The following is a 13,371-nucleotide window of genomic DNA, read 5'->3' as shown; positions in this document are numbered from 1 at the left end:
ATGAGTATACTGTACCATGTTTTCAAATAATAACTAGTCTGTTCTTTCATTTTTTGCCGCCAATGCATTCATTTCTTTTATATGCTTTTTTGCATCCAGCATGCTCTTTGTTTTTCCGTAGTGAAAGAAAATAACATCGCCGTTCGCGTATTCTTTATGCCGGCCGGTTCTTCCTGCGATTTGCACAAGTGCGCTTTCCGTAAAGATAGGCGATTCGGCCCCTAATATCCCTGTTTGTACCTTGGGGACAGTGACACCTCTCTCTAATATTGTTGTTGTGATTAAAAGATCAAACTGACCGTCTCTAAATTGCTTTACTTTTTCTTTTCTGTCCTTATCTTCCGCATGAACAGACGCTGTTCGGCAATGAACATCTTTAAAGCAGGCAGCTGCCTTTTCCAAAACAGAAACGGAGGGAACAAATAAAAACACAGACCTCCCTTCTTTCACATGAAACGCTATCCATCTTTTTACCGCTGGCGGAATTTTGTTTCCGTTTAATTTCTTTTTCCAATTTCCGCACCATAGAAAGCGCGGTTCTGGCAAAGGTTTCTGGTGGTGTCTTGCTGGAATGCGAACTGAATGCAGCTGTCCGTTCAGTGTTTTTCTTTTTAATTCTTTAGAGGGTGTTGCACTTAAATAAACAAGGGTGCTGTTTTTCTTTTTAGCTTTTTGAACAGCGAATTGAAGAGTTTGATCAGCGGAATACGGAAAAGCATCAACTTCATCAACGATGATAACATCGAACGCGTCTTTATATCGCAAAAGCTGATGTGTGGTGGAAATCATAAGCGGAGATAAACACCCTTTGTCCTCGCCGCCTCCGTAAAGTGCCGCAATGTCAGCGCCCTGAAAGGCGGCCTTGAGTCTCGGAGCAAGCTCTAATACAACATCGGTGCGGGGTGTTGCAATACATACTCGCAATCCTTCGTTTAACGCTGATTCTATACCGGGAAATAACATCTCTGTTTTGCCAGCGCCGCAAACCGCCCAGATGAGAAGCTCTTCTTTTTTTGATATTGCTTCAATTAAGACATTGGCAGCTTTTTGCTGTCCGCTTGAGAGCTTGCCATTCCAAGTCAGCTTGATAGGCTTCCAACGAGATTCATCTTCCTCTTTCCATGAATATAAAAGCACATCCTCGCTCACTCTGCCCATCATGACACAGGAACGGCAATACAGCTGCTTCTTTCTAGATAAGTAATAAAAAGAAAAATACCGCTGATCATTTTGGCCGCACCTATTACACCTATACTCCCGTTTATTTTTGGATATAGAGTATTGAGCGCAGATATAGCCGTTCTTGATATGCCATTCAATCATCTCATCGGAAAAGGGGAGTTCAGTTCTGAGCAAATGACGGCCTTGGAGCGTCTGCTGTAATTCTTTTGAGAAAGTAATGTTCTTTTCATCTGGCTCAACCAGCATAGCACCGCCTCCTTTCGAGACAGTATGCCTGAATGGAAATTTTCTGTCCAGCGGTGAAAATAAGAATATAAAAAAATCTCCGCTGCTAAAACGGAGATTTTACGTTATTGAAAACACCAGCAAATTCCCAGCGCGCCCTCACCCAAATGAGTGCCGATTACCGCGCCAAAATAACTGTTATAAAATTCAACATGAGGGTATTTCGCAGAAAGCTCTTCAATGATTTTCGCTGCTTCTTCTTCTCGATTAGCGTGGATAACCGCAGCACGCATAGGCAATCTTTTACTCGCATCTTCGTCTAAAAGCTCATAAATTCGTGAAATTGCTTTTTTACGTGTGCGAATCTTCTCAAAAGGCACAATTACCTCATTGTCAAAGTGAAGAATAGGCTTTACCTTTAGAAGACTCCCAATAAAGGCTTGGGCGCTGCTTAATCGTCCGCCCCGCTGAAGATGCGCTAAATCATCTACCATAAAATACGCCCGAACTGTCTTTTTCATTTCTTCTAGTTCTTTTATGATATCTTCCGGTGATGAGGCTCCATTTTTGATTAATTCAGCAGCTTTAAGAGCATAAAAGCCTTGAGCCAAACAGCTGATCTCTGAATCAAATGGATACACTTCAACATTGTCAACCATTGCGTCAGCCGCTGCCGCACTGCTGAATGTTCCGCTGATCCCACTGGAAAGATGGATACTGATAACCGCATCATAAGACTTGCCAAGCTCTTCATACAAAGCAGCCAGCTCGCCGATTGGCGGCTGAGAAGTCGTCGGAAGCTCAGTATGTTTCTTTACTTCCTCGTAAAAGCTTTTCCAGTCCAATTCGATTTCTTCACGATAAGTTTCCTCCCCAAACACAACCTGGAGTGGGATCATATGTATTTGATGTTGTTCACGTATTTCTTTCGGGATATATGCTGTGCTGTCTGTTACGACTGCAATATTCATAGCTTCGATACCTGCCTTATTGCTTTATAACTCTATTGTAAGCGAAACGGCAGCCTAAAAAAAGACCTGCCTAATAAAAGGCAAGTCTCGTATTATACTATCTCATTTCTACCCAGCCATTTTTAATGGCGACCACAACGGCTTGCGTCCGGTCGTTTACATTCATTTTTTGCAAAATATTGCTCACATGGTTTTTGACGGTTTTCTCACTGATAAACAATGATTCACCGATACCGCGGTTGCTTTTTCCGTCTGCAAGCATCTGCAGCACTTCACATTCCCGTCTAGTTAAGATATGTAATGGTCTGCGGATTTCAGGGTAGACCTCATGCTGAGGGTGTGCAGAAACTCCGCTTGTTGCAAGACGACGGAATTCGTTAACGAGATTGTGAGTAACCTTCGGATGAAGGTAAGAACCTCCCTCGGCAACTACTTTAACCGCTTCAATTAATGTATCAGCATCCATCTCTTTCAGCAGATAACCTCTCGCGCCGGTTTTCAGGGCATGTGTTACATAATTTTCATCATCGTGAATTGATAGAATAATTACTTTAGATTCAGGATACAGCTCTACAAGCTGTTTTGTAGCTTCCACGCCATTTACGTTTGGCATATTGATATCCATGATCACAACATCAGGATGATAGTGCTCGACAATACGAGCCGCTTCATCTCCGTCGTCCCCTTCGGCTACCACTTCAAAGGTAGGTTCAAAATCCAATATTCGTTTAACACCTTCACGAAATAACTGATGGTCGTCGATAATAACAATGTTTACTTTAGTCACAAGCCACGCCTCCTTGTATTATTGTTCTATATACTCTAGCTTTCGGTCAATATGCCTTTTGGCTCTATTTTACAAATCATAGTCAAAGAGATAACGGAACCTTGATCATAATAAATGTCCCAAGACCTATTTTCGAATCTATTGTTATGGTTCCTTCCAATAAATCTACTCTTTCTTTCATGCCCAGCAAGCCGAATGATTTGTTTTTCTTCTCTTTCGCTTCCTTCAGGTCAAACCCTTTGCCGTTATCTTTTATCATTAAAATCACAAAGTCCTTTGTGATTTCAACTTTGACAGTAATTTCTTCAGATTCGGAATGCTTTAGCGCATTAGACACAGCTTCCTGTGCGAGCCTGAAGAGCGCCACTTCAAACTGGGGCGCAAGCCGCCTATCCTCTGTGTCACCGATACACTGAAAATGTATTTTGACATTACCGTTATATTCCTCTGTTGTATATAGATATTTTCTCAAAGTTGGAATCAGGCCTAGGTCATCAAGGGCCATCGGTCTTAAATCATATATAATCCTTCTCACTTCGTAAAGGGCATTCCGCACATTTTGACGGAGATTTTTAATTTCTTGGAAACCGTCCTCAGTGCCGCGGTCACGGAAAATCCGCTCGATTAATTCCGATCTCATCATCACATTTGCCAGCATTTGAGCAGGTCCGTCATGAATTTCTCTGGAGACCCTTTTTCTTTCTTCTTCCTGCGCCTCAATAATTCTTAAGCCAAAATCCTGTTTTGCCTGAGCATCAGCAAGAAGCATTCCGACTTCGCGCAAATCTTGATTCAAGTAGTTGAGCACAACTGTAATTTGGCTTACTAATGATTCAGACCGTTCAATGATTTCCTGAAGGCCTAACAATCTGCGCTCTAAATCATCCCGGCGTTCGCGCAGCTGCTTCTCACGCTGCTGGATCATCGTCAATTCTACCTGCAGCTTATGGGCTTTTTCGTAAGCATTGCGAATTTCTTCTTCACTGAATCTATGAAAATTGCGGCTGACCTCGGATAAACGGTTTCTCGCATGACGGGTTTGCACTTCAAGTTTATCGCCAAGCTCGATGACTTCATAAACCTGCTGTTTAATTTGTTTCAGTTCTTCAACCAGCTGTTCATACTGCTGGCGTGACTGTTCCCCGATTTGAAAAACCTCATCCTTGCTCCCGTCAACGGTTTTCAGCATCTTCATCAAAATAGAATCCAGAACTTTGGAATCCATCTTTGTTTTATTCATAATTTCCCTCCGTCACGGCGTTGTTATATATTTTTATTATAAATGTAATTGATCTGCAATTTATGTCGAATTATAATGAAAGAATGCGTATATTCTAGAAAAAAACAATTTTATATACCTTCTATTCTTTATGATACCAAAATACGCACAAAAATTCTAAAGACTGTACGAATTTGTATAGGCAGTCTTTTATGCTTAGCAGGAGGGTCAGCAAGCATGCTGCACAGCTATTTTACTGTGAAAGAAACAGGAGAACACGAGATTGTTATAGAAAAATCGCGTTTTATCTGTCATTTAAGCCGTGTTTCTACTGAACAAGAGGCACAGGAATTTATACAGAAAATAAAGAAACAGCACTGGAATGCGACTCATAATTGCTCGGCTTACGTCATTGGCGAGAACGATCATATCCAAAAAGCCAATGATGATGGAGAACCAAGCGGTACAGCGGGAGTGCCGATGCTTGAGGTATTAAAAAAACGCGGCCTTAAGGATACTTGCGCCGTCGTTACACGATATTTCGGAGGCATTAAACTTGGGGCCGGCGGATTAATTCGCGCTTATGGAAAATCAGTGTCTGAAGGATTAAATCATATAGGTGTTGTAGAACGAAAGCTTATGCGCGTCATGCACACTTCCGCGGATTACACGTGGCTTGGCAAGATTGAAAATGAACTAAGAGAATCACAATTTCTGTTAAAGGAAATCCATTATGCCGAAAATGTTGTATTCGAAACATACGTCGAAGAAAAAGAAACAAACGCATTTTCTGAGTGGATGACAGAACTGACAAATGGAAAGAGTGATATTAAAGAGGGAGAGTTGACGTATCTTGAAAAAGCCGTCAATCACATAAAGGAGACTTAATAATGGCTGAACGCGTTAGAGTGCGTGTGCGAAAAAAGAAAAAGAGCAAACGCAGGAAAATTTTAAAAAGAATGATGTTATTGTTCGCCCTTGCATTATTGGTGGTCGTAGGGCTTGGAGGATATAAACTTTATAAAACCATTAGCGCTGCGGATGATTCATATGATGCTCTTTCCCGCGGAAATAAATCAAATCTTCGCAGCGAAGTTGTAGATATGAAGAAAAAACCGTTTTCTATTTTATTTATGGGAATAGAGGATTACGCGACCAAAGGACAAAAAGGGAGATCAGACTCTCTTATTGTCGTTACCCTTGATCCCAAAAATAAAACCATGAAAATGCTGAGCATTCCGCGTGATACACGAGTGCAGTTAGCCAGTGACACAACCGGAAGCAAAACAAAGATTAATGCTGCTTACAGCAAAGGCGGAAAAGATGAGACAGTTGAAACTGTTGAAAACTTCTTGCAAATCCCGATCGATAAATATGTCACAGTTGATTTTGACGGTTTTAAAGATGTCATTAATGAAGTCGGCGGCATTGATGTAGATGTGCCTTTCGATTTTGATGAAAAAAGTGATGTAAACGAAAGCAAACGGATTTACTTCAAAAAAGGCGAGATGCATTTAAACGGCGAAGAAGCCTTGGCGTATGCCCGTATGAGAAAACAGGATAAACGCGGAGACTTTGGCCGTAATGACAGACAGAAACAAATCTTAAATGCGCTGATTGACCAAATGTCAAGCGCAAGCAACATTGCTAAGATTGATAAAATCGCAGAAAAAGCAAGCGAAAACGTTGAAACCAATATTCGCATTACTGAAGGTTTAGCGCTGCAGCAGATTTACAGCGGCTTTACCAGCAAGAAAATCGACACGTTGAGCATTACAGGATCCGATTTATATTTAGGGGCGAACAACACGTATTATTTTGAACCAGATGCCACAAATCTGGAGACTGTCCGAAAAACGCTCCAAGAGCATTTAGATTATTCTTCAGATACAAGCAGCACCGGCACAGATGAAAGCACAACAACTGACGGTACAACGTATTCGAATGACAGCAGCACAAGCTCAAACAGTACAACGAATTCAACAACTGATTCATCCTATTAAAAAAATGCCCGGTCCTATAAAGATCGGGCATTTTTGCGCAGAAAAAAAACTCCGGCGTCTTCAGCCGGAGTTTTTAATTTCTCTTCACCAGCCGTTTATAAAATTTCGTAAACGGCTTAAATTTTTCATTCACGAGTCCTGTCACTTCTGCTATGATTTGCATAAAAATAATTAAAACGAAGATAATAAACAAAGAGAGCCAAATTGTGGCACTTTTAAGCACGATTGCACTGATGCTGAAAATGAATCCAATGAGATAAATCACAATGACCGACATCCGGTGTGATAGGCCAAAGGCCATCAGTCTGTGGTGGATATGGGACTTATCGGGTGCCGAAATCGGCTGTTTGTTTAAAATTCTTCTGACGATAGCAAATGTTGTGTCAAAAATCGGCACGCCTAATATAATAACCGGGATAACGATACTGAACAATGTTACGCTTTTATACAGGCCTAATAATGAAAGAATCGAAATACAATACCCTAAAAAAAGTGATCCTGTATCACCCATAAAGATTTTGGCCGGATGAAAGTTATGGAACAAAAATCCAAGCGTACTGGCGATAACCACCAGTGAGAGTGACAGAATGAGTACTTTTCCGCCGGATAGCGCCATAACGGCGATCGTTGACAGGCCGATAACAGAGAGACCGGCAGCAAGGCCATCCAATCCGTCAATCAGGTTAATCGCGTTTGTGATACCGACAATCCATAATACTGTCAGCGGATAAGCCAGCCAGCCTAACTCAAATCGTTCTGCTAAAAAAGGCACTGAGAAAAAGTCCATTTTTAAACCGGTGCTTACAATCATAATGGCTACACCTAATTGAATCAAAAACTTAATTTTTGCACTTAATTGATATTTATCGTCAAGAATACCTAACACAATAATGATGAATGCTCCGACTGTAATAGCCGTCATTTTTGTTTCTGTGTAAATACCGGATGCAAGCACGCCTGCAACCACTCCGATAAATATGGCCAGCCCGCCCATCCGGGGCATGATTTTGTCATGTACTTTTCGGTTGCTGGGCTGGTCAACTGCACCTATTTTAATCGCAATCCTTTTTACGATTGGGGTTATGATTAAAACTGTCAGCAGCGAGACAATAAACGCAACAACAATGCGAATCATGCGTTCGTCAAGCATAAAGAAGTCTCCTTTGGGATTAAATAAAGTCTTTATTTATATAGAGAACCGTTCCTTCCATTATACCTTCTCCCTAGTTATTATAACAAGCTTCATCAAAAAGAAACACGTATAATCAAAAAACGCGCATCCCAATTTATAGGACTACGCATGTTTTTGAATCCCTGTATATTTCATGATTTTTTTAAATAAGCAATTCCAATCTTTTGCGCGGGCGATGTTTCGGCGCATTTCTTTATACGTTTCATCCCCGTGTTGGCCAAGCACTTTTTCGCACGCGGCGATAAAATCAAGCGGATGATCGCCTTCTACATATTCGTATACATAAGGCTTCTGCATTTTTGAAGTCGATGGAAGATTAGAGCCGACGACAGGCTTTCCAGCCGCTAAAAATTCAAATAGTTTTAACGGAAAAACGGCTTGATTATACGATGAGTTTTTATATGGCATAATGCCGATGTCGATAAGCTCCATATAATGCGGAACTTCTTTTGGCTCCGCCGGACCGGTCCATATCACATTGGGAAGCCTCAGCAGCTCTTGAAACGAGTCATCGCCATTAGTGGCATCAGGACCAACCCATAAAAATGTCCAATCAGGCTTTTGGAGCGCTGCTTCTTCAATCATTTTAAAATCCAGTTTAGGTTTAATTCCGCCGATAAAACCTAATACGATTCCTTCTCTTCCCTGCAATATGCTCCGATCGGGAGCCGCTTTATTCTCAGAAAACAGCTCATATTCCACACCGTTTTCAACAGTATGCACCTTTTCTCGTCCCGCAGTCAGTTTTTTGTCTACTTCTTGGTGGAGATAATCCGATGAACAGGTTATGGAATCTGCACGATGTATAATTCTCAGCTCTGCCGATTTAATGACTTTTCGCCGGAGTTCAGACAGCAGATTTGAACGTCCGCTGATCGGCGCCGCCCATAAGTCACTGCAATCATAAATCACTTGATCCCAAGAATACAGCGAAGACAGCAGCGGGAAACCGGGAAACGTGTACCATAAACAGCAGCGTTCACCGTTTGCAGAAGCAGAAGTCAGCTTATCAAGTAATGGTGATAGCTTATGTCTGTAAAAAACATCTGTATATCGTCCGAAACGAAACATTTTTTTCTGGAGCAAGTCTTTAACAGCGAATTGCCTGATGCCTGAATGAACTTGCTGAAATTCATTCCCTTGGGTTCGCGGAGCCGGACAAACCCAAATGACTTCCTTCGTTTCCTCCTGAGCAGCTAAAAATTCCGCCAGCCGGTGCCGCCTGTATCTCAATTGGTCTTTTCCCCATTCAGCAGTGGCAACGATGACATGAATGATTGCTTCTTTTGTTTCCACCTTCATCACCTTTTCTCTCTGTTTGCGGCTATAATCTTTTTTTCACCGCGTTTTTTGCATATTGAACAAAACACCATGTTGCTTTGATGAGATGAAGCCGTTCGATCTCTCTATAGACAAACCACGTTTTTTTCGCAGCCTTCCATTTGTTGCTGGATATCGAGTTATTTACAAGCCGATATTCAGCCAGGCATTCATTCATCCCATAAGCGGTAAACCCTTTTTTTAAAAGAGACAGCCATGTGGCCAAGTCCTGCCGCGTTCTGATATTCGGCATTTGGATTTGTCCCGTTTGTTCCCTGTCAATCATGACCGTCAAGCAGCCGATAATCGTATTTTTCAAGGCGTCATCGTACGTCAGCCTTTCCGGGGCATCAATATATTTATCGAGCGGGGTTCCGTCCTGCGCCATTAAGCTGTAGCCTGTGAAAGAAAACGCACAGGAGCGCTCCATCATAAAATCAAGCTGCTTTTCGAGTTTGTCTTTTTTCCATGTGTCATCACTGTCCAAAAATGCTACAAATCGTCCTTGAGCACGCTCCAATGCTTTGTTGCGGGCAACCGCAGCTCCGCTGTTCTCTTCCAGATACACCACATGAATTCTTTCATCTCTTTCTTCATACTGCTTCAAAATGCCGCGTGTCCCATCCGTTGAGCAATCATCCACGATAATCATTTCCCAATGGGAGTGGCTCTGATCTAACACTGAATGAATCGCGTCTTCAATATAGTCACGCGCATTATAAGAAGGTGTAATGACAGATACAAGAGGTTTCCAATAAGTCATGATCACATCTCCATCGGTATGATTTTAAAAGGACTCTCTAAAAAATTCAGGAATGACAACGAACATAAAGGCAATTGTGAGACCGATCATAACGCCAAGAACCGCTTTCTTTTTCGGGGACATTCCGCCGCCAGCCGCCTCACTTACGGTTTCAGAATCAGTGACACTGGCCGCTTTCAGATTAAGCTGCGTATTTTGCAGCTCATACAAAAATCTCTCTTTATCCACTTTGGAATCCTCACTCACCGTCTCGCCTTCGAGCGCGTCTATACTGCGGCGGATGACGGCTTCTCTTTCTGCGTACAGTTTTTGATCGTTTTTGAGAAAGGTGGAGGAAATGGCGTTTAAGACGGATTCCGTTTTACCCTTATCCTCGTCGCTATAGCCCAAGGTCAGTAAAGATTTGGATTCGGCTTTGATGGTAAGCTTCTCCTTAATCTCAGCCAAATCTTCAGCCTTTTCATCAGGAAGGGCCTCCTTCAAAAAAGAGTCGCTCTTGAGCAAAAGGGGAATCTCCTCTATGTTGTTATAAACCGGATGATCATAACTCCCCACAGCTAAAGTGTCTTCAGCTGTATAGCGCTTTTGGTCAGCGATCTGGGACGGCAGGATATACCCCGCCGCACCTAATATAATTGGCACCGCTATGATCCAAATGATATTTTTTTTCATCCGACGGGCTATTTTTATCAATATATCGTTCATATAAGTCTCCCTGCTTTTTGTAGTCTGTTTATCTGTACACCGGTTCAGGCATCTGTCTGGATCGTCTTAACACATTCACAGCGGCGATGACGAGGGCCAGAAACACCCAATGGAAAAATAAATTTGAAACAGAGCTTGGGCTGATACTTGATGCCAAGAAACTGACCAGAGCAGTAATAAGCCCTTCTATGATCAGTTTTGACTGCTTTTCTAATTTTCTTTCATAAAATTTATAAAGCACCCATATAAGGTAGGCATAAACGGCGAGATATCCCAGCATAATGAACAAGCCAAAGTTAGCAAGGATTTCAACGAGCCAGTTGTGCACCTCTGTCACATCGTCAGTATCATATAAAGCATAGTGCTCAAGATAATAGGATACATTCCCTGCTCCGACTCCGAATCCGTATGAATCAAGGAAAAAATGCCACGCGTTTTTCAGCAGATTGGCCCGGCCCACATTGGATGGAAGCCTGTCATGAAATGAATGCAGCGTCTGCGGAGCCATAAACAGCTCCCAAAACTTTGAATAAATCCGGCTGGCGAATAGAACTGCAAAAATGGCAGCCCCTGCCGCTGACACCCATATGGCCATTTTCTTGAGAACAGGCGGCAAAACAATGAAAATGTAGACAGCAATGCCTGCAAAAATGCCGAGAAGGCTTGCCCTTGAACCGGTAGCAAAAATTAAATACAGCGCACAGAGCGAGAGCACAAGGCCAATCGCCTTGAGGTATCCATTCTTTATGTTTTTCATCATCGTGATGTAAAAAAAGAAACTGATCGATAAAAAGGTCGCAAAGTCATTTTGATTAAAAAAGACAGATGTCGGATAATGCTGCTTATATTCCGGTCCGCTGTACAGTGTTGAACTCGGGAGATGGTGATGGGTCATGTGATTGTAAAAACCGATGATCATCAGAAACACTGTCATGACAAGCCATATCCAATAAACCATCATCAGCTGCTCCATTTTTTGCACGTACATGACAATGAGGTAAATGAAGAAGATACCCATAGCCAATAAAGCCAAATATTTGATGCCGGCTGTCACCGACTTGGCCCACAGCAGGGAAACAAGGCCGTATATAAACCAAAAGGCGAAAAAGAGCAAGATCCCTTTCACTTGCAGTCCGTTCCATTTTTCAATATGTGTCCGGTTCCGAATCATACCGATCACATGGAGGCATCCCGCTGCAAGGAGCAGAAGCCTGTAAAGGAACAAACTGAAAAAACCAAGATGAATCGCGAAAAATGCATTATTTAAAAAAGTGCAGGCGATCAAAATATAGATGACAGCCATAAAGAGCCGTTCTTTTGTTGTAAATGCGGTTGCAAGCGCTAGCGCAAACAGCCCGATCACCAGTACCGCGAGCACGGCAGCCATCTGCATGAAACCTGTATGTGTGCGATTGGCTCCCAGCAATAGGATGATCCCAAATATAGCAGCGGCCAATAATGTAAGCGTATGGACCGCTGAACGTTTGATACTCACATGTTTAACCCCTTTCCTGATGTTTCAGGAGCCGGCGGCCGAGCCTAAGCAGCCGACAGTTTCAACCCAAGTAACACTTTTTCTTTTTATAAATTGACACTCCCAAAGTCTTTAGCCAATTCCTCGAGCGACAAGCCCGGAAAATACCTGTCAGAAGGTTCCGTTCCCCGAACAGCGGGACGGCCGATGGAGTGGTAAATGTATCCGGCTGCCTGCATCTCCTCAAGTGAGAATAAATTTCTCCCATCGATGATGATTGGCTGTTTTAAGATAGTTTTCACTTTTACGAGCTCCATTTCTTTTACTTCCGGCCAATCCGTTAAAACCAGGCATGCATCTGTGTCCTCAATCGCATCATACACATCTGTGTAATACTCGACCTGTTCGCCAAGGATTGCTGAAGCTTCAGGAATCGCAATCGGGTCGTATGCTTTTACATGTGCGCCCAGCTGCTGCAGCATCGGGATAATATCTAGAGCAGGAGCAGATCTCACATCATTTGTATTCGGCTTGAAGGCCAATCCGAGGACGGAAATGGTTCTTCCTTTGATGCTTCCCATAACAGTTAAGAGTTTATCTACAATATGAACGCGCTGCTTTTCGTTCGTTTCAATGACAGCTTCAATGAGCTTGAATGGATAGCCAGCTGATTTTGCGATTTGAAGCAGTGCGGTTGTATCCTTTGGAAAACACGAGCCGCCAAATCCAATACCTGCTTTTAGGAACTTCTTGCCGATACGGCTGTCAAGCCCTACGCCATCAGCAACTTTCGAAACATCTGCGCCGACTCGCTCACAAATGTTTGCGATATCGTTGATAAAGGAAATCTTTGTCGCCAGAAACGCATTTGCGGCGTATTTAATCATTTCTGCACTTTCTAAGTTTGTTTTAATGACAGGAGTGTGGAAAGGCTTGTGCAGATCCTCAATAATGGCAGAGGCTTTATGGCTTGTTGAGCCAATCACGGCACGCTCCATATTCATCGTGTCATGAATCGCTGAGCCCTCCCGAAGGAATTCAGGGTTAGATACAACATCAAAGGAGTATCTTCCTTTTGAAGCTTTTTGAACGATAGATTGAACCAGTTTTCCTGTGCCAACCGGGACTGTGCTTTTATTTACGATAACTTTATAGCCGTTCAGGTGCTCACCGATCGTTTTCGCCGCCGCTTTGACGTATGTTAGATCAGCTTCACCTGTTTTGGACATTGGGGTTCCGACTGCAATATAAATAATGTCAGATGCCCGAATGGCGGACGGGATATCGTTAGTAAAGGACAGACGCTGATCCAGCACATTTTTTTCAACTAAGTCCGCAAGCCCTGGCTCATAGATCGGGATTACCCCATTTTTCAGACTTCTGATTTTTGATTCATCTATATCACAGCAAGCAACTTTATTGCCGATCTCCGCAAAGCAAGTGCCTGATACGAGTCCTACATAACCTGTTCCAATGACAGCTATTCTTTTCACAGCGATCATCCCTCTCCTGTAAAATGATTGTCCTCTT

Annotated in this window: 12 protein-coding genes; 2 read left to right on the top strand and 10 right to left on the bottom strand. The window is 42.6% G+C overall.

Annotation, left to right across the window (positions count from 1 at the left end):
* Nucleotides 1–33: 33 nt before the first annotated feature.
* The 4 genes from comFA to degS all read right to left on the bottom strand — a co-directional run bounded on the left by comFA (nt 34) and on the right by degS (nt 4,405).
* Nucleotides 34–1,428 carry an ATP-dependent helicase ComFA gene (gene comFA / locus JMN17_RS09665; protein ID WP_445291676.1) on the bottom strand — a complete coding sequence of 465 codons (1,395 nt, stop codon included), beginning with the start codon at nt 1,426–1,428 and terminating at the stop codon, nt 34–36.
* A 104-nt stretch (nt 1,429–1,532) separates the two neighbouring features.
* On the bottom strand, nt 1,533–2,378 hold the full coding sequence (locus JMN17_RS09660) for a DegV family protein (RefSeq protein ID WP_087991560.1): 846 nt from the start codon (nt 2,376–2,378) through the stop codon (nt 1,533–1,535).
* 97 nt (nt 2,379–2,475) lie between these two features.
* On the bottom strand, nt 2,476–3,165 hold the full coding sequence (gene degU / locus JMN17_RS09655; protein ID WP_003219701.1) for a two-component system response regulator DegU: 690 nt from the start codon (nt 3,163–3,165) through the stop codon (nt 2,476–2,478).
* A gap of 82 nt (nt 3,166–3,247) precedes the next feature.
* Nucleotides 3,248–4,405, bottom strand: a complete 1,158-nt coding sequence (gene degS, locus JMN17_RS09650; RefSeq protein WP_087991561.1) for a two-component sensor histidine kinase DegS — start codon at nt 4,403–4,405, stop codon at nt 3,248–3,250.
* Between the two features lie 216 nt (nt 4,406–4,621).
* On the opposite strand from degS, the gene JMN17_RS09645 reads away from it, so the two are divergent.
* Nucleotides 4,622–5,272, top strand: a complete 651-nt coding sequence (locus JMN17_RS09645) for a YigZ family protein (protein WP_087991562.1) — start codon at nt 4,622–4,624, stop codon at nt 5,270–5,272.
* A gap of 2 nt (nt 5,273–5,274) precedes the next feature.
* Nucleotides 5,275–6,387 (top strand): LCP family protein, encoded by a 1,113-nt coding sequence (locus JMN17_RS09640; RefSeq protein WP_087991563.1) that lies wholly within the window; start codon nt 5,275–5,277, stop codon nt 6,385–6,387.
* Between the two features lie 73 nt (nt 6,388–6,460).
* On the opposite strand, the gene JMN17_RS09635 is transcribed toward JMN17_RS09640, so the two are convergent.
* The 6 genes from JMN17_RS09635 to tuaD all read right to left on the bottom strand — a co-directional run bounded on the left by JMN17_RS09635 (nt 6,461) and on the right by tuaD (nt 13,334).
* Nucleotides 6,461–7,537 carry an MraY family glycosyltransferase gene (locus JMN17_RS09635; protein WP_202327955.1) on the bottom strand — a complete coding sequence of 359 codons (1,077 nt, stop codon included), beginning with the start codon at nt 7,535–7,537 and terminating at the stop codon, nt 6,461–6,463.
* Between the two features lie 144 nt (nt 7,538–7,681).
* Nucleotides 7,682–8,875 (bottom strand): teichuronic acid biosynthesis protein TuaH, encoded by a 1,194-nt coding sequence (tuaH, locus tag JMN17_RS09630; RefSeq protein ID WP_087991582.1) that lies wholly within the window; start codon nt 8,873–8,875, stop codon nt 7,682–7,684.
* 28 nt (nt 8,876–8,903) lie between these two features.
* Nucleotides 8,904–9,662, bottom strand: coding sequence for a teichuronic acid biosynthesis protein TuaG (tuaG, locus tag JMN17_RS09625; protein WP_202327954.1), 759 nt, complete (start codon nt 9,660–9,662; stop codon nt 8,904–8,906).
* Between the two features lie 24 nt (nt 9,663–9,686).
* Nucleotides 9,687–10,367: a teichuronic acid biosynthesis protein TuaF gene (gene tuaF / locus JMN17_RS09620; protein ID WP_087991566.1), complete on the bottom strand. Its 681-nt coding sequence runs from the start codon at nt 10,365–10,367 to the stop codon at nt 9,687–9,689.
* Nucleotides 10,368–10,395: 28 nt separating this feature from the next.
* Complete coding sequence (gene tuaE / locus JMN17_RS09615) at nt 10,396–11,862, bottom strand: teichuronic acid biosynthesis protein TuaE (protein ID WP_202327953.1); 1,467 nt, start codon at nt 11,860–11,862, stop codon at nt 10,396–10,398.
* A gap of 86 nt (nt 11,863–11,948) precedes the next feature.
* Entirely contained in the window at nt 11,949–13,334 is a 1,386-nt protein-coding gene (tuaD, locus tag JMN17_RS09610) for a UDP-glucose 6-dehydrogenase TuaD (protein WP_087991583.1), read from the bottom strand.
* Nucleotides 13,335–13,371 lie beyond the last annotated feature (37 nt).

The organism is Bacillus sp. RHFS10 (assembly GCF_016757475.1).
Classification (GTDB): Bacteria; Bacillota; Bacilli; order Bacillales; family Bacillaceae; genus Bacillus; species Bacillus subtilis_G.
This window is presented reverse-complemented; position numbering and strand designations above follow the sequence as displayed.